The 20,100-nt window shown below is 36.7% G+C and carries 20 protein-coding genes; 12 read left to right on the top strand and 8 right to left on the bottom strand.

Translation table 11 applies throughout. The annotated features are described in order from the left end of the window. The first annotated feature begins 8 nt into the window (after positions 1-8). The 3 genes from AC1RJ8_RS17310 (at position 9) to AC1RJ8_RS17300 (ending at position 2,507) form a co-directional block, all read left to right on the top strand. A complete protein-coding gene (locus AC1RJ8_RS17310; RefSeq protein ID WP_492956175.1) occupies positions 9-734 on the top strand; it encodes a LytR/AlgR family response regulator transcription factor in 726 nt (241 codons plus the stop codon). A gap of 235 nt (positions 735-969) precedes the next feature. Further along, positions 970-2,109, top strand: coding sequence for a sensor histidine kinase (locus AC1RJ8_RS17305; protein ID WP_492956174.1), 1,140 nt, complete (start codon positions 970-972; stop codon positions 2,107-2,109). 185 nt (positions 2,110-2,294) lie between these two features. After that, positions 2,295-2,507 carry a cold-shock protein gene (locus AC1RJ8_RS17300; RefSeq protein ID WP_492956173.1) on the top strand — a complete coding sequence of 71 codons (213 nt, stop codon included), beginning with the start codon at positions 2,295-2,297 and terminating at the stop codon, positions 2,505-2,507. Positions 2,508-2,999: 492 nt separating this feature from the next. Here the strand turns inward: AC1RJ8_RS17300 and AC1RJ8_RS17295 are convergent, their stop codons facing one another. Beyond that, entirely contained in the window at positions 3,000-3,587 is a 588-nt protein-coding gene (locus tag AC1RJ8_RS17295; RefSeq protein ID WP_492956172.1) for a hypothetical protein, read from the bottom strand. 261 nt (positions 3,588-3,848) lie between these two features. Here AC1RJ8_RS17295 and AC1RJ8_RS17290 point away from each other — a divergent pair, with 261 nt between their 5' ends. Next, positions 3,849-4,475 (top strand): hypothetical protein, encoded by a 627-nt coding sequence (locus AC1RJ8_RS17290; protein ID WP_492956171.1) that lies wholly within the window; start codon positions 3,849-3,851, stop codon positions 4,473-4,475. Positions 4,476-4,515: 40 nt separating this feature from the next. Here the strand turns inward: AC1RJ8_RS17290 and AC1RJ8_RS17285 are convergent, their stop codons facing one another. Then, complete coding sequence (locus tag AC1RJ8_RS17285; RefSeq protein ID WP_492956170.1) at positions 4,516-5,403, bottom strand: sugar phosphate isomerase/epimerase family protein; 888 nt, start codon at positions 5,401-5,403, stop codon at positions 4,516-4,518. 355 nt (positions 5,404-5,758) lie between these two features. Here AC1RJ8_RS17285 and AC1RJ8_RS17280 point away from each other — a divergent pair, with 355 nt between their 5' ends. Beyond that, entirely contained in the window at positions 5,759-6,358 is a 600-nt protein-coding gene (locus AC1RJ8_RS17280) for a GIN domain-containing protein (RefSeq protein WP_492956169.1), read from the top strand. Positions 6,359-6,492: 134 nt separating this feature from the next. On the opposite strand, the gene AC1RJ8_RS17275 is transcribed toward AC1RJ8_RS17280, so the two are convergent. Further along, positions 6,493-7,863: a YeiH family protein gene (locus tag AC1RJ8_RS17275; protein ID WP_492956168.1), complete on the bottom strand. Its 1,371-nt coding sequence runs from the start codon at positions 7,861-7,863 to the stop codon at positions 6,493-6,495. A 307-nt stretch (positions 7,864-8,170) separates the two neighbouring features. On the opposite strand from AC1RJ8_RS17275, the gene AC1RJ8_RS17270 reads away from it, so the two are divergent. Next, the gene (locus AC1RJ8_RS17270; RefSeq protein ID WP_492956167.1) at positions 8,171-8,566 is read left to right on the top strand and encodes a DoxX family protein; all 396 of its coding nucleotides are present in this window, start codon (positions 8,171-8,173) and stop codon (positions 8,564-8,566) included. Positions 8,567-8,822: 256 nt separating this feature from the next. Here AC1RJ8_RS17270 and AC1RJ8_RS17265 read toward each other — a convergent pair whose 3' ends face one another. The 4 genes from AC1RJ8_RS17265 to AC1RJ8_RS17250 form a co-directional block, all read right to left on the bottom strand. Next, positions 8,823-8,996: a hypothetical protein gene (locus AC1RJ8_RS17265; protein WP_492956166.1), complete on the bottom strand. Its 174-nt coding sequence runs from the start codon at positions 8,994-8,996 to the stop codon at positions 8,823-8,825. Positions 8,997-9,010: 14 nt separating this feature from the next. Next, on the bottom strand, positions 9,011-9,793 hold the full coding sequence (locus AC1RJ8_RS17260; RefSeq protein ID WP_492956165.1) for a DUF1223 domain-containing protein: 783 nt from the start codon (positions 9,791-9,793) through the stop codon (positions 9,011-9,013). A 210-nt stretch (positions 9,794-10,003) separates the two neighbouring features. Further along, entirely contained in the window at positions 10,004-10,765 is a 762-nt protein-coding gene (locus AC1RJ8_RS17255; RefSeq protein ID WP_492956164.1) for a LytR/AlgR family response regulator transcription factor, read from the bottom strand. Beyond that, on the bottom strand, positions 10,746-11,765 hold the full coding sequence (locus tag AC1RJ8_RS17250) for a sensor histidine kinase (protein ID WP_492956163.1): 1,020 nt from the start codon (positions 11,763-11,765) through the stop codon (positions 10,746-10,748). Before AC1RJ8_RS17250 ends, AC1RJ8_RS17255 begins: the two co-directional genes overlap by 20 nt. A gap of 472 nt (positions 11,766-12,237) precedes the next feature. On the opposite strand from AC1RJ8_RS17250, the gene AC1RJ8_RS17245 reads away from it, so the two are divergent. Together AC1RJ8_RS17245 and AC1RJ8_RS17240 are read left to right on the top strand one after the other, a co-directional pair. Next, positions 12,238-13,287 (top strand): alpha/beta fold hydrolase, encoded by a 1,050-nt coding sequence (locus AC1RJ8_RS17245; protein WP_492956162.1) that lies wholly within the window; start codon positions 12,238-12,240, stop codon positions 13,285-13,287. Between the two features lie 54 nt (positions 13,288-13,341). Then, complete coding sequence (locus tag AC1RJ8_RS17240; protein WP_492956161.1) at positions 13,342-13,800, top strand: organic hydroperoxide resistance protein; 459 nt, start codon at positions 13,342-13,344, stop codon at positions 13,798-13,800. A gap of 72 nt (positions 13,801-13,872) precedes the next feature. Here the strand turns inward: AC1RJ8_RS17240 and AC1RJ8_RS17235 are convergent, their stop codons facing one another. Continuing rightward, entirely contained in the window at positions 13,873-14,340 is a 468-nt protein-coding gene (locus AC1RJ8_RS17235) for an Lrp/AsnC family transcriptional regulator (protein WP_492956160.1), read from the bottom strand. A 588-nt stretch (positions 14,341-14,928) separates the two neighbouring features. On the opposite strand from AC1RJ8_RS17235, the gene AC1RJ8_RS17230 reads away from it, so the two are divergent. From AC1RJ8_RS17230 to AC1RJ8_RS17215, 4 genes are read left to right on the top strand one after another with little or no spacing between them, the layout of a single operon-like run. Further along, on the top strand, positions 14,929-17,442 hold the full coding sequence (locus tag AC1RJ8_RS17230) for an XrtN system VIT domain-containing protein (protein WP_492956159.1): 2,514 nt from the start codon (positions 14,929-14,931) through the stop codon (positions 17,440-17,442). Beyond that, positions 17,436-18,773, top strand: coding sequence for an exosortase N (gene xrtN / locus AC1RJ8_RS17225; protein ID WP_492956158.1), 1,338 nt, complete (start codon positions 17,436-17,438; stop codon positions 18,771-18,773). Before AC1RJ8_RS17230 ends, xrtN begins: the two co-directional genes overlap by 7 nt. Then, positions 18,770-19,276 (top strand): hypothetical protein, encoded by a 507-nt coding sequence (locus AC1RJ8_RS17220; RefSeq protein ID WP_492956157.1) that lies wholly within the window; start codon positions 18,770-18,772, stop codon positions 19,274-19,276. The genes xrtN and AC1RJ8_RS17220 overlap by 4 nt, the downstream gene beginning before the upstream one ends. After that, the gene (locus AC1RJ8_RS17215; RefSeq protein ID WP_492956156.1) at positions 19,264-20,019 is read left to right on the top strand and encodes an oxygenase MpaB family protein; all 756 of its coding nucleotides are present in this window, start codon (positions 19,264-19,266) and stop codon (positions 20,017-20,019) included. The genes AC1RJ8_RS17220 and AC1RJ8_RS17215 overlap by 13 nt, the downstream gene beginning before the upstream one ends. Positions 20,020-20,100: the final 81 nt, after the last annotated feature.

The raw sequence follows: 20,100 nt of genomic DNA, 5'->3' as shown, positions 1-20,100 counted from the left end.
TTTTGAAGATGATTAAGTGCATAGCCATAGACGACCAGTTCAGTTCCTTAGCGGGGCTACAAAAATATATCGAGGATACCCCGAACATGCGACTCGTCCAGCAATATACCGATCCAATTACTGCTTTAAGAGAGCTAGCCAACTCAGAAACAGTCGATGTAATTTTTATGGATGTGGAAATGCCTCAAATTTCGGGTCTGGAATTAGCTAAGGCCATCCGCTTTAGAACCAGAAAACTCATCTTCACTACTTCACACCAGGAATACGCTTTTGATGCTTTTGAAGCTGCAGGAGATGCGTATTTGCTTAAACCATATAGTTATGCCAAATTTGCCACTACCATTACCAGGCTTTTTGGACAGGAAATGACAGGCGGCACCAACGAAGATTACTTTCTAGTTAAAAACAAAGAAGAGGAACACCGTGCCGTAATGGTTAAATATGAAGATATTATTGCTTTTGAAAGTTTTCACAATTACATTAAAATACATACTGTAGAAAAAGTAATTATTGCTTACCTAAGTTTAAAAGATATTCGGGAACAGCTTAGCATCAAGAAAGGTTTTATACAGTTACACCGCGGTTACATTGTTGCTATTGATAAGATTTTGTATGTGGATGGTAACCGGATTACCATGAACAACCACATTAGCTTTACCGTTGGAGATATTTATTATAATGAATTTAAGGGTTTTATGTCTACTAAACTAATCATCAGTAGCCGTAAAAAATAACGGCTACTGATGGAAACATTCAATAAATTAAATTATACCTGTATTCGTAGAAACTGTTATAGTAGTTGGATCAGACACCGTTGTTGGGTTACTGATCTCTTTACTCAGTTTTTTTTTAAATACAAATAGTGTTCTTTTAGCTAGTTTTTGAGTCTTCATAATTGTTTTTTTTCGAAAACTAGCAGCGATAGCGCCCTATAACTTTAGTTGTTACACAGATAGTAAATAAGTCATTATGGATAGATTAAAACGGAGCATGGGAATGTTACGAAACTGGCTACATACTTACCGGATACATATAATTGCATGGTCTGTATTTATATTTTGGGAAACCGTTGTGGTTATTTACTGGGTAGGTATGGCCGGTACATTTGGTAACTATGCTATTCATTACACCATTAATATCACTTTCTTTTATACCTATACTTTACTGCTGGAAAAAGCAACAGCATTTCATAACGGAGCACTATGGAAAGTTCCTCTGGTTGTGATATCAACTATCTTGATTTATTTAGGTCTGGTTACTGGTGTAGACATTTTGCTAAATACCTATACCAATATTTTACCTGGAGAACTACCAAGTCTTAGAATCAGAATAGCCAAGGTGCTTTATAGAGGCTCATTTTTCCTTATTTTTTCTACAGGTTATTATTTCTTAAAGCGGTTCATCAGAGAAAAAGCAGAAAAATCCCGTATTGAAAAGCAGCGTTTTCAAATGCTTATTGATAAGGAAAAAATGGACAAGGAACTAGCCATGTCTAAAAATGCTTTCATGAAGGCACAAATTAATCCCCATCTGCTTTTTAACACATTTGAGTTTGTACACCAGAAACTAAGCACCTACTCTCCAGAAGACGCCAAAGTAATGCTTTATCTTTCTGATATGATGCGTTTTGCTGCCAATACCCAACACAATGAAGGCTACGTATATTTAAGTGAAGAAATTGCACAATGCGAAAATCTGATTGGTTTGCACCGCATTACACAGGGTGCAATTTATATCGAACTTGCTAGCGGTCCTGATCTTGGTGGCATCAAATTAATTCCACTGGTTTTGCTTACTATTTTGGAAAACATGTTTAAACACGGGAATCTTAACGACATCGAAAACAAGGCCACTATAGATGTTTACACCTTTGATGACAAACTGCATATCGAAAGCCGAAATTTACCCAGATTAGTGAAAAGTAAAGTAGGCTTTGGCTCAGGAATGGACAATATTCGTAACCGATTAAAATATGCATACCACCAAAATGCCGAAATAAATGCAGGAATTGACGAAGAAGGTTTCTATATTTTAAGCATAAGTATTTCCTTAAATGCATTAATCGTAGAATCTCAAGACAAAAAAACTGAACAAATTATCCCACTTTAACAGTGAAACTGGTGCAATAAGGACACCCTCCCTTAAACACATTTCACTAATGAGAATATTATTGATTCCCCTAATTAAATGTAACAAAATTATTACTATATTAAACCTTCCTAATTGACGTTCTAACATTTAGAAAAATCTTCATTGAAAAATTAATTGTAAATCTTAACCAGACAGATTAAAAAATGAGAAAGGGTACAATATGCTATGTAGATCAAAATAGTGGGTATGGCATTATTAAAGATGAAAACGAACAGAAAATTCAATTCTTTTTAATGGAACTCCAGGAAGAAATCAGGCTTAATGATGAAATTTATTTTGAAATAGCGCTTACAGCAAGGGGGCTTGCTGCCACCAAAATATGTTTAGCTAACACTGTAGAATTAACACCACTATAGCAATCTCAATGAAAACTTCGCAGCCAAGCAGTTTTAATAAAGGAAAATTAACATTGATTTAAACTTAATTGGCTATCGGTTGTCCTAAATGTATGTTCAATAAATCGAAAGGGTGCTGTAGCAAAAATAGCTTTACCTGGATTTTATCTGTAATATTCTACTCCTCTCCAATGCCTCACCAAATTCAACATATCTGGGTATAAAAATAATGCGTTGGAATGTAGACTACACTATGCGCGCGCCCTGTGCCACATTTTATCCTTAAGATACAAAAACACCAGTAGTACGCTACCAACATCCCGGAGGACACGTTTACCCACAGGAAGCAAGCTCAGTTGTAATTAATTTTTTTAAGAGCATATCGAAACCTTAGTAGGAAACCAACCCTTTAATGTGATGCTGATAAGCAAATATTAAAATCAAAAAGGCCACAATATCCATTGAGGCCTTTCCTTATCAACTAACTAAACTTGTATAATACTAACCAAATATTTACACAACAAAAGTATAGATAGCAGATAAACCCAGTATTAACATTGCGTTAAATACCCAATAGTTAACATAAGCTAAAATCTGGATTTCCAATGCAAAGTTACCATTTCTGAATAGGTTGAAACTGGTTTTTTCTTCCTTGCGGCTGAGTTTCTTTATAAAGTCTTCGCCAAAATCATGGTTATAAACTTTAAAATTGATTGCCCACTCATCCTTTATCATGGCAGGTACAAATTTTTCAAACATTTTTTCAAATGATCTGAAATTTACAAATGGTTTGCAGACCACAATATATTCAGCATCTGAATTCACTATAATTTCCTCAATAAGCTTTGGCCATCTCAATTTAATCTCGATGGGCAAAGTTTGATATTGCTGCCGGTCAATAAACAGTCCTATGTTTTGGATAAGCGCTTCAGATAAGGAACCGCCTAGCAACCTTTTCCATTTCCCATCTTCTTTTACTATCCTTTCCAATACCTGTTCATGATCAAGAACAGTCCATAACTCACCTCTCGAAAGCTGGATAAGCTGAAAATGCATGATATCGCCATTAGGCTGGTTAAAGAAAAAGTCGAGCTCGATCATCAATAATGAGGTGATAGTATATATCGCGAAATCAAAAGTATAGAACTATTTCTAAAGCACAAAAAACATAACGTTGAAAGGTTTAATTAGTATTTCTGTTCTTCAATTTTAAATTGTTGAACCGAACAATTTGATGTGTTTTTTAAGTATTAAACAAAAAATTGATTTTTGTCATCAATAAAATTCCAAAAACATGCTAAAAACGTAATATTAAACATACAAAAAATTTAATATTAGCAATAATGAATATATATTTGCCGCATGAAAAGTGCCAAATTATTCGCTCTAGTATTTTTTTTAATTGCCTCATTATCTTGCTCATCGATTCATGTTCTTGCTCAAAACAAGCTGACAAAACAATCTGATATTTTAGAAAATATAGAAAGATTGAACGGAAACGATATGATTGAACGTTTAGCTGCTCAGCGCAGTGCATTTAATAAAAACCGTTCGAAAAACAGCCTTCCAAAGGCAGAATATATCATCAACAGGAAGGACTTGACCCTCATTAGCTTTAATGGCTTAGATTATTATGTAAAAAACAATAGGGTAATAGGCATAAAAGGTCTAAACCTTTCGGATGAAGTATTGAACCAGATTACAGACAAACTGGTTCTTTTAGACAGCATCCAGTTTAATCACAGTGAGCGGTCAAATACCGAACGTTTTAATCCAAATGTTGATTTTCAAAAGATCAGGAATATCGACCGTCAATTTATGCTTACACTTAAAATGTTATCGAGCACAGTAAGAGACATAGCTGCACTTACCAAAAGTGAAAATCCATCTTTAACCGTCGAGACCAATGTTGCCAAAATGCGTTTACCAAATATTGATAAGGCTGCAGATAAATCAAATACGCAATCGCTGGTGCTATTATCGAAATAACAGCATTTATGTATCTTATTTCAGTATAAAAGAACAATAATTAATCTGCTTTCTTTTCCGAATACACTTCTGCAATCTGAGCAGAAAGATATTTGAAGGCAAGTGGCATTTCTACAGCGGCATTTTTGATGCTTCCTTCCATAAAGATGAAACCTTTATAGTTTATTTTGTGCAAGGCCCTTAAATAAGGTTTAAAATCGTCGCCCATAACACCTGGCAACGACCTGTTTTGTTTTTCGGCAACCTCAGAAAACGCAATCAATGTTCCGGCCTCAATAATTTCATTTGGAGACTCTCCTTCACGCATCATGTGAAATATATCAGCATTAAGCCTGAAATTTGGATGATCAATCTCCCTTACAATTTCTGCAGCCGACTTTAAGGAGGTGATAAAGTTAGTTTCGGTGGTTTCGAGATTTTCTAATAAAATTGTAACCTTATATTTCCCGGCAACTTGTGCCAGTTTTTTGCCCAAGCCAATAAAATCTGATTTTGCCTTAGCGATATTATAATCAGCTGGAATGCTCCTTGCACCCGAGCTGCCTAAAACAATAAACTTGATCCCCGCTTGTTGAGCTCTTGAAAGAACAGTTTCGGCATAAGCTAAAACCTTCGCTTCATCTACCTCTGGGCCAGCTATTTTTATACTCGCGGGATAAAAAAGATTACAGGTTAACACTTTACATTTTGCAGCTTGAATCTTTTTTAAATTGACACTAAACTGGTCATCTGTTAGTGCAGGTGAAAGCATCTTCGGAACAGATTCGCCAATCATTTTAAAACCAGAGGCATAGGCTAAACTATCCTGTGTTAAACCAGATACAATCCCTAAACGCGGATATACCTGTTTATCAGAAATAAAACCACAAAAACCGATATAAATCAGGCAGATAAAAAAAGCCAGATAGCTAAATTTTGTACTTCTCATATTGTTACTTAAACGATTTGGTCAAAAAAATGAAGTCTTAAGCCCCCCTTATCCTATTTAACTGAACAACTCGCTGGTGAGCTTCTAAGAATTCTTCCTTAAAGATAATATAAAATCTGTCCATTAAGTTTTGTATCAGCAAAATCACAGATTGCGAAGAAAACTGAATAAATGGAAGCTGCTCCGAATCAGATGCAAAAATAATCTGCCATTCGGCAGTTTTTAAATCCAGTTCGTCGACAATTTAGCTGTGTTGGTATAATAGCGGTATTTCTACTGCAACGTTTCTGGGGTAAAGGCGTCTTATCTACAAAACAATCACAAAATATTAATTAAAAATATAAATAACAGCATTATGAAAACCTCAATCAAAACCCTAACAAAATCGCTTTTAGCAGCTATCGTTTTAAGCTCTTCTATTTTCTCTACAGGCGTAATGGCCGATGAGAAACAACCAACAAAAGTTTCTGCGCCTAAAAACGTGAACCAGGTTATAGTAAGTGGAAATGTAGAAGTTACCTTGGTACAAAGAGAGAAAGAAGGCATAAATTATAATGATGACAATACTGGCAAAGTAAAAGTAACGCAAGACGGATATGCATTAAAAATCAGTTCAGAAGATAAAGAAGTGGCAAAGATTACCCTTTATGTTAACAATATCTATAGGGTTAAGGCATCAGACAATGCCGTTTTAAAAACACAAGGCAAATTGGATGTTAAATATCTTCAGGTATTTTTAAAAGGAAATGCGGTTGCTGAAATCAATTCCGAAACAGAAAGTTTATATACCGTTATCGAAAACAATGCCGATTTAAAATTGAGCGGAGCTACTGACAAACATACCTTGGTAATGGGTAGAACACCAAAATTGAACCTTGACAAATTTGCTGCACTAACAACAGAAATGAGTAACCCAGATACAAATGCATCGCAAACTGTTGCATTGGCTAAATAAGGAAAAGAAAAGAACAAAAAAAGCGACATCTCTGTCGCTTTTTTTTTGCGGTTTTAGGCTGCGAATAATCGTCATTGCAATGACGACCTTTCTCTAGGAACCTGTGAATGATAGCCTTAAACCCAATTCCTCGTCTATTTAAAATCTGGTATAGGAAATAAATACCCGCCAAACAAAATATACGACCATAACAAGGTCCAAAATATGTTGAATATTTGTGCTGTAACAAATGTAAATGCGGGTTTACCGCCCTGAAGTTTTACCAGTGATGAAAATTTAGCTTCCATACCGATTGAAATAAATGCGATTGAGAACCACACGGTGCGTAAGCCGTTTAAGGTTGGCCCAACACTTTTTGCAGTTGTGGGAGATAACAGAAAAGAGAACACTAGAGATGCTGCAACAAAACCCAATACAAATTTCGGAAATCGCTCCCACACAATTTTCAACCCGGGGCGTTCAGCTTTAAGTGGTACACCATCATCACCTTTAGGTTTTTTATAGGCCCACCATATAGCAATAAAAAAAGCAGCAACGCCAATAAAAACATTTTGCGAAAACTTGGCAATAACACCCGCTTTAACGGCTACTGGTCCAACCAGATCGCCTGCAGCAGTTACGGTTGCTGTTGTATCTAAGGTACCACCTAGCCATGCTCCACCAATCACCTCAGGTATATGAAAATATTTTACCGCCCAAGGCAGAATAATCATCATCGGGATAGCCATAATCAATACCAGCGTGGTTACATAAGATAACTTACGCTTATCACCATTAATGGCTCCAGCGGCTACAATTGCTGCAGAAACACCACAAATAGATACTGCTGAAGCTAATATTACACCAAATTCATCATCAACTTTTAACTTTCGGCTTAACCACATCGAAAAAAACCAAACTACAGTAACAACAATAACGGCCTGTATTATCCCAGGCAGACCAGCTTTGATCAAATCGGCCGATAAGATAGTGGTTCCTAATATCACCAAACCTGTTTTAATATAAAACTCAGACCGTACGGCTTCTTTTAACCAAAATGGCAACTTGATCAGGTTGCCCAATGCGATACCGATAAGCAGTGCAAATACCACATATTCTAAGCCAAAATAGGATACGCTTTTGTTGCCTCCAATAATAAAAGAAACAATAGCTAAAAAATAGATGAGTGCAAAACCACCAGCAAACCGTGCAACATTGCCTCCTGATAAACCTATCGCTATTGAAGCTAATGCCAGAAACACTGCCCCCATTTCGACAATTAACAATAAGTTGGATGCTGATAATATTTTACCCAAAAGGTCTTCACTGGTTGCCCATTTAAATGCAGGTAAACTTATTACAGTACCATTTTTGATTAAATAAAGTACAGTGGCAATAATAATCGTTCCCAATATTACTGCCCACCAATCTTCGGTGAGTGATTTTAAAAATGTTTTCTTATCCGGGTTTATCCCCGCCTCTGTTAAAGCTCCAGTAGTATCGGCTGCGTTGTTTCGATTCGACATAGTTAATTAATTATGGTGTTAATTTGATTTCAATTCTAAAATATTGTCGGATATGGTCAATAAACAGTAAATGAATATCCAATATCGAACTAAAGTAAATATTCAGGAGGATTTTATCCGTAACAAATATCTGACTTCGCCTACACACCTTTACTAAAGCCTTTAAGTTAATGTGCACCGCAAACCATGAATAAAATAGATTCGTTCAATTGTCTAATTCAGTATTTAATTTGTCTGGTTCAGATCCATTCAACTGGTTTTTAGAAAGTTTATGCAACATTTTTGGGCACACTTAAAAGAAATTATTATGACACTTAAAACAACAAAAACCATTTACTGGATCGGCGCCTCATTAACTTCGTTATGGTTTGGCACCAGCGGAGTTTGTGAACTCACAAAAAACCCCATTGTTTGGGACATTACATTACAACTGGGGTATCCAGCGTATTTTATTTATGTACTTGGTGTTGCTAAGTTAGCCGGAATCGTGGTTCTACTGATCCCCAACAAATGGTTAAGGTTAAAAGAATGGGTATTTGCAGGAATATTCTTCGATATCATTTTTGCATTCTGCTCAAAACTAATTGTGATCGGTCCACTAGCCACTACCGATGCCATTATAGCATTGGCTATCGTTACAATAACCTACCTGATGTTCCAAAAACTTTATCCTACCCACTATTCAAATTTAACTGCTGTTTAAGGTTTGAATAAATTCTAGTTAAATCAGTATCCACAAAAAGAGCGCGAGTAGCGCTCTTTTTTTATTAGTGATAAATTTTACCGGTCCAAGATCGGCAATCTACACAAAAGCTAAACATCAAAGGCTGTGAATGCGCTGCTACGCTCTTTGTTTGATACTAAACCGCAGAGTGTATTATTTAAATAAAAAAGTCGCCAAATATATGGCGACCTCCGAATTAATAAACCTTGCTTATGAATTTGCAACTGGATTTATATTATACAACTTGCTCATTCTCTATTCTTTTCTGTTTTTTCTTTCCGATGCTTTGCACCATTTCACATTGCTGTGGATTTTTTTCAAATGGAGGGCTAACCAGAAAAAGTGTCGACATTAAGGTTGCCAATCCAACTAACAAACTATTGGTTGTGGTATTTTGATGATTTTCCATGATGATAAGTATGATTAAAAAGTTGTTGATGCATTTACTGCTGAAATTGCGCCTGTTGTTTTATGCTGAACCATTCCGATTACTTCCCATTTTTCAGCGCTGCTACCTTTAGGGATATTTAATACTGCAGTTCCAGATTTTGCATCTTTTAGAGATAGTGTTAAAGTTCTCCGTACAATTTGGACGTGTGATAATTTAAGTCCTGCATTCTCCCCACGCTGTACATCGGTGCTACCGTTCTTTTGTACCAGTGCAAAAAGAAGATCGTCGCCAGCCTGAGTATCTTTGGCTTCGTAATTTATTGTCAGTACATCCCCATCTCTTTTGGTATCGAAAGCTAAACTGGCTGTATGCTCTTTATTCAGAAGCTGTTTGTTAATGGCATTTCTCACATCGCTTTCATTAGAACCTATAAATTCTTGAGCGCCGTTAATCACCAATTGAGGGGTATAAACCTGTGCATTTAGCCAGGCACTATATTTTTTTTGCCTTTTTGTATTTTCCGGACTTCCAAAAACATCCTTCCAACCTAAATTATCAAAATAATCGACGTGATATCCAAGTACATACACCGGTTTCCCGTTAGATTCTTTCTCTATTTTGGCCAACAGTTCTTCTGCTGGCGGGCAGCTTGAACATCCTTCAGACGTAAATAATTCCAAAACGGCAAAGCCTTTTCCATTAACGGGCTGCTCTATTTTTTTTTCTTGTGCAGATCCTACCCAAATAAATGCGCTAAGTGCTATTACCGCCACAATGACCGCATTTACAATCGCTATTCTTTTTAGTGTTTTCATAATTTCTATTCTTTTTTTATCAAAAATAAGTGAGGTTTATGCCTGGAATTAGGTGAAAATAGCTGAACCGGACAAATTGCTGGAAGAGTTAGACAGCAAGCCGATAAGTAAGACAAATTAGCTACGAGCATGCCATAAAGCAAAAAAGGCCAGAAACGGATATCCGTTTCTGGCCAAGCTTGTTACCTAATAGCAGATAAATATTTTTCTTTACCTGTCTTCCATCCACGAAAGAAAAGCAGGCGTTTTTTCCTTATTGATCAGCAACTTATCCGGAGTTTCAATCACCAGTTTAACAAACAACTTCCTTAAGAAATAATGTTCTATTTCTTTAATGGCTTTAAAGTTCACTAAATATTGACGGTTAACCCTGAAGAACTGTTTAGACGATACCATTGCCATAATCTGATCAAGAGATTGACTTAATGCAAACTCTTGTTTATCGAAGCACATAATGGTCGAAGCATCGTTTCTGATATAAAAGAAAGCAATATTTTCGGTTTGAACTGTGGTATATTTCTGGTTTTTAAATACTAAAAAGCTCTCTTTTCCGGCGGGACTGCTCAATTTTGTCAATAAATTGCTTAAATCGGGGATTACTTTTTGCTGAAAAAAATTCTGAAGGCCGTCTACCTTTTGAAAGGCCTCCTGAATATCTGTTTTGGAAAATGGCTTTAATACATAATCTACTCCATTACGCTTAAAAGCTTCTAAGGAGTACTCATCAAAGGCCGTGCAGAATACAATGGGGCTGTTTACTTTAACCTGTTTAAATATTTCAAAACATAATCCATCTGCCAATTGAATATCCATAAATATCAAATCGGGCTGTGGCTGCTCTGACAACGCTCTTACCGATCCTTCAATGCTCTGGTACTGCCCTAATATTTTCACGTCGGGTCTCAAGCTCAAAATTATATTTTCTAGTGATTTAGCTGTTTTCAGCTCATCCTCAATGATGATGATGTTCATGAATTAATGGGAGTTTAATTTTAAAAATTTGGCCATCGTTAATAATTTCGATTGGTTTTTCGAGAAGATGTTGGTAGCGCAACGTGATATTTTTAAGTCCAACGCCTAATGAGTTGGCATCGGCTGTTTTTAAACGGATAGGGTTTTCCAAAACAATTTGCCCATCTTCGGCATATAAGCTGATGCGCAATGGTTTATCTAGCGAAACCACATTATGTTTGATACAGTTTTCGATTAACAGCTGCAGCGTAAAGGGAGGAATTAAGGTATGCAATATTTCTTCATTTAATGTAGAAGTAAAACTAAAACCACCATCAAATCTTGCCTGTTGTAAAAATAGGTAAGCATTGAGTATTTCCATTTCTTCCGAAACATGAATCAGATCCAATTTACGGCTCTCGAGGGTATATCGATAAAAATTAGAAAGCTTAAGGATAAAATCGACAGCCTCTTCGTCGCCGATTTCTACCATAGCCTTTAGCGTATTGAGGCTATTAAAAAGGAAATGAGGATTAACCTGTTGTTTAAGCAATTCGTACTGAGCACCCAAACTATCGCTTTTGATTTTCTCCAATTCCATATTCACCTGTTGATTTTCGTAATTTTGTTGCAACAGATGAAGGAACATATAAAAAATTAAATTGATCAATATTCCCCTTACTTCTACCATCAACATCACCGGACCGAAATTAATGTGCGAAAGAATTAATTGCTGAATCCAGGCCAGGCAAAGCATAACGCCAACACCAATTAAAAGACTTTTAAATAACCTGGAGTAGGAAATTCCCTGTTTGTTGGGCCTACTGCTCTTTCGCGAGAGCATGTAAATATTCAAATACCACATCAACAATGCAAATACCGAAGTAATAGCTGCATTAACTGCCGCTTCGGCCGCATTAAAATGATGCTCTGCTATTTGCGGAACAGAAGATAAAAGTCCAAGAAAAATGGAACTTACCCAGATAATGGCAGGCGAAATCTTTAAAGGGTTTTTGGTCATATCAGTTTTTAGCCGGGCTAATTAGGCGGGTTGGGATAATCAAAAATAATATTTTTTTTAAATATGATCGCTGTACCACATATCCCTTCTTTTTTCACCAAAAGTAACCACGTAAATCTTATAGTTAAACAATTTTAAACCTGAACCAGACAGATTCGGCCCTTAAGTAGACAATGCAAGATTTAAATCAGCAGAAGAACTATGTTTTTTATTTTGGTAAAATCTGTGTTTCGTTAAAGTAATTAACAAACGCATAAAAGGCTAACCATAGAAAATGTATCAACATGATAGCGGCACAAAGTGATACCCATTCCTTTGAATTAAATTATAGTCTTACTCAGGTTTAACAATGTATAAGTCAAAAGCTAATTTGTCTATTTCATCCCGAAAAGGCTAATCTCCCCTTTCTATCCGCATTAATTTTGACATACCTAACGGAGTAAAACATTATTTATCAACAAATTTTAGAACTATGGAAAATCAAAATAATTATAGCCGCCGGCGTTTTTTAAGCGTAGCAGCACTAACCGTGGCTGTTGCAGAACTTGGAGGGTTAAACCTTTTGAATGCTAAAGAAACTACAAAAAACAAAACCAACAATAATAATACGCACAGCAATACATCTTTCGACACCATAAAACAGATTCATGCAGGCGTGTTAAATATGGGTTATGCAGAAAGCGGACCTGCAGATGGTGAACCAGTTATACTGCTACATGGATGGCCTTATACCATCCACAGCTATGCCGATGCGGCCGCCCTACTTTCTGCAGAAGGATACCGGGTAATTGTTCCACACCTTCGCGGTCATGGCAGTACGCAGTTTCTTTCGGCAAAAACACCGAGAAATGGACAACAATCGGCCATTGCTACAGATATTATTGCTTTAATGGATGCCTTAAAAATAGATAAAGCAGTAATTGGCGGCTTTGATTGGGGAGCAAGAACTGCCAATATTTTGGCTGCTTTGTGGCCAGAACGTTGTAAAGCAATGGTTTCGGTAAGCGGATACCTTATTGGAAGCCAGGCACTAAACCAAAAACCATTATCACCAAAAGCTGAATTATCGTGGTGGTATCAGTTCTACTTTGCAACTGAACGTGGCCGTTTAGGATATGAAGCTAACCGAAAAGATTTTGCTAAACTGATCTGGCAAACCGCTTCTCCAGAATGGAAATTCACTGATGCCGTTTTTGAAAAATCGGTAGTTGAACTGGATAATCCAGATCATGTGGCCATTGTAATCCATAATTACAGGTGGAGATTGGGGCTGGCAGAAGGGGAAGCCCAATATGATAAATATGAAAAAATACTAGCCACGTTTCCGGCAATAACAGTGCCGACCATTACGCTCGAAGGTGATGCAAATGGCGCACCGCATGGCAAACCAGATACTTATGCCGCTAAGTTTAAAGGCAAATATGTGCATTATAATCTAAGTGGCGGCATTGGCCATAATCTTCCTCAGGAAGCACCTAAGGCATTTGCAGATGCCATTATCCAGGCAGCAATGATGTCCTAAAAAAACTAAAATATTCATCCTAAGAATTAAATAATCACAATAAATTTTAAAAAAATGGAAAATCAAAATGTAATCGAATCAGCAAATACTTTAAATGTAGTCATCAACAAAGTGCTTTATACCGGAAAGGTACATGTAAATGGCGGTCGGGAGGGCTTCGCAAAAAGTAGCGATGGGGCGCTTGACACTACCTTATCATCTCCTGGCAGTGCCGGAAAAGGAACCAACCCTGAGCAATTATTTGCGGCAGGCTGGGCTGCATGTTTTATTGGTGCAATGAAACACAATGCCCCTCAACTTCAAATTGCACTTCCTGCTGATGCTGCAATTGATGCAGAAGTTGATCTGGCTTTGGCCGATAGTGGTTTTAACCTTCAGGCAAGATTAAATGTAGTTTTACCCGGACTTACTTACGAAGAAGCAAAAACAGTGGTTGAGGCCGCGCACCAAACTTGTCCGTATTCTAAAGCTACCCGTGGTAATATTAATGTACAGATCAATGTGGCTATATAAGCTATAAAAATCAACAAGGCACTCCGTATTTAAAGTCGGGGTGCCTTTTCGTTTATGAATTTAATGGTCTTGTTATACAGGTAAAGCGGTTTCGCGTTTAGCCTGCGTAATTACAAGTGAGCTATTAAGGGTGCCTATATTATCCAAACGACCGAATTTATTAATTAGAAAATCGTTATAAGCGATCATATTTTTTGCAACAACTTTTAACATAAAATCGAAGCCTCCGGTAGTATGGTAACACTCCAATACTTCATCAAGTTTGCTTACCTCCTGCTGAAATAACCGAAAAGCATTAACAGAATGATTGGTAAGTTGAACCTGTAAATAGGATATCATACAGTTCTCAAATTTATTAGGATCGATTAATGCCACTACTGAAGAAATGAAGCCTAAACGTTCTAAGCGTTTTACACGTTCCTGAATGGGCGATTTTGACAAATGCAACGTAGCAGCCAGTTCCTTATAGGTTAACCTTGCATCTTTTTGTAATAGTGTTAAAATATCTCTGTCTGTTTGGTCAGGGGTGTATAATTCCATTATAGTGATTAGTCTATTTATTTCTTTTCTAGGCTTAGTTTATAATGAATGCCCAAATATATAAATACTCTTCAGTAAAGCTTTAACCGGAACCAAAAAAAAGAACAAAATTTTGACAAAAAGTATAATTACTACTACTAACAGAATTAAATTCCGCGGAAACCTATTCAACAGGACATTTTCCGTATTTATTAAGCCCCTTCGTTTTAATTGTCAATGCGATAGATATTTGTTTAACGAATGAAACAACTGCCAATAGCAGTGCGTTGATTTAGTTTAGTTAATGATAACAAGAGCGCCAGCGCGATGCTGGCGCTTTTGCTTTTTAAAATCTTACTATAATCTGGTGCAGCGCCACAGTAAAATAACCGCCCTTTTCGCCATTTTAAGCCTGGCTGATCTTCAATTTCCAACACCGATACAAGAGCAAAAAAAATCCACTCGCAAAAATCTTTGATATTTTTTTTGGAATATTCAGTTTTTAGCTTTTACTTTGAAATACAAAGCACTTTACAAAACAGCACTAAAGCTGTTTTTTTTCTCAATATTAACTTTGAAATACAAAGCACTTTAAAATCCAAAAAAAAAATGAATCAATTAAATAAATTACGCTCACAGGATCCGCTATACTTTAGTGGATTAATTATGGTAGCCATTTCTGCAATTATTTTCGGATTAACCATTAATATCGAACAGGAAAACAGCACAGGTGTATTTTTTGTTAACTATGCCCTATCTGCAGTTTATCAAATCTGTTTACTCGTCCATCTTTTTTCGAATTATAAATGGCATTGGGGCCAAGGAAAATTACATCATACGGTTTTATTACTCATTTTATTATTCATTAGCGCATTTAGCCTAAACCGCGAAATGAACGTATTTGATAGCTCAGTAACATGGTGCTCCATATGGATTATCCTGTCGCTGATTACGCTAATCCTTGCCTCGAACTTTAAATTGATCTTTTTACAAAAAGCCAGGTATGTCCTCTTCTTTTTTGTCGGGCTAGCCTTAATACTTTTCATTTATTACACAATATACTTATTTCCGCTCTATGTTATCAGTTTGATTGGTTTAGTGGCTTTAGGCATCTCAATTCATACTTATGTTCCATTATTTCTAACAATTGTTACCATTTCCCTTATTATAAAGGCTATACGCACCGATAGAAAATTGTGGTATCCAGTCGTTGCAGGTTGCCTGTTACCCCTTATCGCACTAAGCCTTTTCTCGTTAAAATGGCAACAAACCAGTGAAAAAATAAACTCAACAATCAATAGAAATCATTTAAATGATTCGAAATTGCCTGCCTGGGTCGAAGTGAGCCAGCAGCTTGAACCAACCTTTGTTACCCAACGTTTATTGAAAATAGGATTGGTGTATCACGAAGCGGATATAGACAATCTTTTTTGGGGAAGGATGCCTAACATTTCATTTGAGGAGAAACAACAACATGACCCATTGGTAGTGATTGCTACACTATTGTTTAAAAAAACTAACCTCAACGAAAAAGAAAGAATCAATATTTTAAAATCACTATATGGGGCCAGGCATCAGGCTCAAGAGCGTTTATGGGAGGGCGACCACCTCGAAACCATAAGTATAATCAATAACATCAAATTATTTCCGGCATATCGATTGGCTTATACCGAAAAAACGTTAATGATTAAAAACAATGCTAAGTTTTCCTGGAGCAGTCAGGAAGCTATTTACACTTTTCATCTTTCAGCGGGTTCTGTAGTTTCTTCATTATCGTTATGGATAGCTGGAAAAGAAGAAAAATCGAGGCTGACTACAAAAGCCAAAGCAGATTCTGCTTATCATACCATTGTGGGTATAGAACAACGTGATCCTTCTGTAGTTCATTGGCAAGAGGGTAATACCATCACAGTACGGGTATTTCCTTGCACACCTAAAGAAAATCGCATGTTTAAGATTGGTGTAACCAGTCCGATGCGTAAAGAAGGAAAGCAGCTGATCTATCAACCAATATTTTTAGAGGGTCCGGTGGCCAACAACGTTTTAGAAACCACCCAGCTCACCTATTCAGGCAATATAACAGGATTAAAACTGCCCAAAACTTTTAAAGAAACGGATCGGAATGTTTATTTAAATGAAGAAAAACAACAATTGAACGCAAGCATTTCATGTTTGGCTCCTCCATTGTCAACAGCAGCATTTTCTTTTGCCGGCAGCAATTATCAACTCGCCAATTACAATAAAAAATATAAATTATTTAGTCCCGATCTCATATATCTGGATATTAACCGCAGCTGGAGTAAAGCAGAATTCGATTCGGTTTGCACAATGGCCCAAGAAAAACCTGTTTATGTTTTCGACCATAAGATGATCAAACTTACACCGCAAAACCGCGAAGCGCTGTTTAACAAACTTTCTGACTATACTTTTAGCTTGTTTCCTGTTCAGGAAATTAGTGCTCCAGAAAAAACACTACTAGTATCGAAGGGAGGGGTACAAACCCCTAACCTAAACGACCTGGCAGATAGCCATTTTAGTAAGGAGCTTATAAATTATTTAAAAGCGCCAAAACAGATCCATTTTTTTAACCTGGGATTCTTAGAAAGTCCATATTTGAAAGCATTAAAAGAACTTCGGGTATTTAACTATGCATCTGGAAGTACGGAAGATCTGAATAAATTAATGGCCAATCATTTATTTATTCAGAATCAAGAAAACGAGCAAACTGTTGTAATTGAAGATGCGGCTTTAATGATAAAAAAAGTAGATGATGTACAGGCACAAAATGCACCTGATCATTTGTTACGCTTATTTGCTTATAATGATATCATGAAAAAAGTAGGGCCAGATTTTTTCTCTAAGAATTACATCAAACCTGATTTAGTTGCAGAGGCAGAGCAAGCTTTCATTGTATCGCCTGTATCAAGCTTAATCGTACTTGAAACACAAAAAGATTACGATCGTTTCAATATTGAGGAGAACAAAAACAGTTTAAAAAATGCTTCAATGAAATCATCGGGTGCCGTGCCAGAGCCACACGAGTGGGCACTCTTTGCCCTGTGCATCATCGTTGTGAGTTGTATGTTGTTTAAAAGGAAAGATAAAAAGACTATCGTATGTTAGCTATCAATCTTAAAAAACCAGTTTTTCCCTTTATGCTTGCAGGAATAAGTTTCTTGTATCTTATTATATTGTTTTGGTTTCTACCTGGCTTTTTAAACTGGGGTGTAAATTTATATACTGGTCTGTTAGTTGCGCCATTTATCTGTAACCTTAAACGTGGTCAATTCTCTTTAAGGTACTTAATTCCTGCTGTTATAACAATTGTTTTAGCTATTTGTATACCAGTTAAGACCCTGTTTTTTATTGCGTTGTTATTTGCAACATTATTATTTATAGAAAATAGCCTGGGCAAGTTAAGCGAAGCCTTTTTGTTTTTACTTTTTCTCCTTTCTCCGGTATTTAAATATCTTATCTCCACTGTCGATTTCCCCATTCGCTTATGGCTTACAACCAGGGTAACCGGGCTTCTTAATGCAATAGGTATGCATGCCACTGCTGTTGGGAATATAATTGAACTCGAAAAACATAGTTTTGCCGTAGATCCGGCCTGTGCAGGCTTAAATATGCTTGTTATATCGCTAATTATCTGTTTATTCTTATTGGTATATTACCAACAACGGACCAGCAAACAGCTGCCATTTATAGTCATTGGAGCGCTGTTTTCCCTAACTATCGGATTAAACATCTGCAGCAATTTTTTCAGGATCTTGTTATTGGTACTTTTTAAAAGTATGCCCGGTACCGTTTTTCATGATGTGATCGGGCTAATCTGCTTATCTATTTATGTTATCCTGCCATTAATATTTATTTCTAAACTTATCATCAAACGCTTTTCGATGGTCAAACAGATTTCTATTCAAAGCAAGTCAGGAAGTTATAATATCAGGTTTCCGTTATTACATATCTCCTTAATAGCTTTGCTAATTTTTATCGCTCGGAATATTGTAAAAGCCGATCAATTGACGCCTATAAACAATCAGATTCAATTATCTGGCTTTAAGAAGGAACAATTGGAAACAGGAATATCCAAGTTCGAAAATAACGAAGCCTTAATCTATATCAAGCCTGCTGCATTTTATGTTCCCGGGCACGACCCTAAACTATGTTGGACAGGCAGTGGTTATGACTTTAATCATATTAAAAAAGAAAGAGTAGCCAATACTGAAATTTACACTGCCATCCTCAGCAAGGGAACTGATCGGATTTATGCTGCCTGGTGGTTCGACAATGGTACGGTTAAAAGTATTGATCAGCTATTTTGGAGGTGGACCGGAGCAACGGGATCGAAGCTTTTTTATCTGGTAAATGTAAATGCGAACAATCGTAAAGACCTGCACCGTCACGTTGCACAATTACTTGCAAATCAACATTATTTAACCAGCAAGCTATGAATACAGAAGAACAAAAATTAAGGCTACACTCCAAAACATACATCTGCACAATCATTGTAGGATTAGCCATAAGCGGTTTAACCGCTTTTCCGTTAGAAACCGAAATGGCCTATCTGTTTAAACACAGTACAATTTTACCAAGTAGTCTTCAAATCTGGATCGGAGCGGTTTATCAGGCGCTTAAAGCGACCAACCTGCGCTATCCATTTTTAAGTTATGGTACCGATTGGCTGGCTTTTGCACATATTATGCTGGCTGTGCTTTTTATCGGCCCATTAAAAGATCCTATCAAAAACAAATGGGTGATCGAATTCGGTATCATCTGTTGTATCGCGATTATTCCATTGGCCTTAATTGCCGGAAACATCCGTCATATTCCTGTATTTTGGCAAATAATAGATTGTTCTTTTGGCATCATCGGCATTATTCCGCTGATACTATGCCGCATCAACATCAAAAAAATTGAAATATTAGAAGAGCATTATGGATTATGGACTTTGTAGATAAACATTCTATCGTAAGGAAAATATGGGGCAATACAGATGTTGTTCTTTTTATTTTTGCCGGCGCCGCAGCAGAATTTAGCCTGAATAAAGCTGTTGATTGGTTGTATTTTACAGGCAAACTGCCTAAAGATCCATTGGGAAGATTGTTTTCTACCGTTGCCTATGCGCAAAAAATCGTTTTTTCCACTGTAACTGATGCCCATGCAGCGATAGACCAGATTACCATGATCCATCAGCATGTAGAAGCTGGAAGAAATGCTAAAATTCCAGATTGGGCCTATAGAGATGTACTATTTATGCTGATTGACTATTCCATCCGTGCTTTCGAGGTACTGGAAAGAGCGCTTACTTTAACAGAAAAGGAGGAAATATTTACCACGTTTTATAAAGTCGGGTATCGCATGGAAATAAATGGGCTTCCTCCTCATTTTGCGGCCTGGCAAACCATGCATGAACAACAGTTACAGGAAAATTTAATTTATAGCTGCTTCTCCCATGATCTTTTTGATCAGTACAAAAAACACCTGGGTGCAATGAGGTATTTATTAATGCGAAAAATACAAGCCCTCATCGTTCCACTTAAAGTGAATGAATTGCTTAAACTGGGGGAAGGAAAACCAATTAAATCAATACTTACTTTATACAAAATAAGCAGAAAACTGAAAGTGAACAAACCGTTAAGAAACTTAATTCTCCCGGCAGCATACAAGGCACAGATTTTAGCCCTCGAAACTTTTTAATCGCAAAAAGAAGTTGTATACGTAAATATCGTTGTCATCCTGTCCAAAGGACTCCTGTGGAGAGCCTGTCGAAGGGCCTCT

The organism is Pedobacter sp. GW822-FHT03F06, from assembly GCF_058801365.1.
Note: the sequence above shows the minus strand (reverse complement) of the source record. Positions and strands in the feature narration are given on the sequence as shown.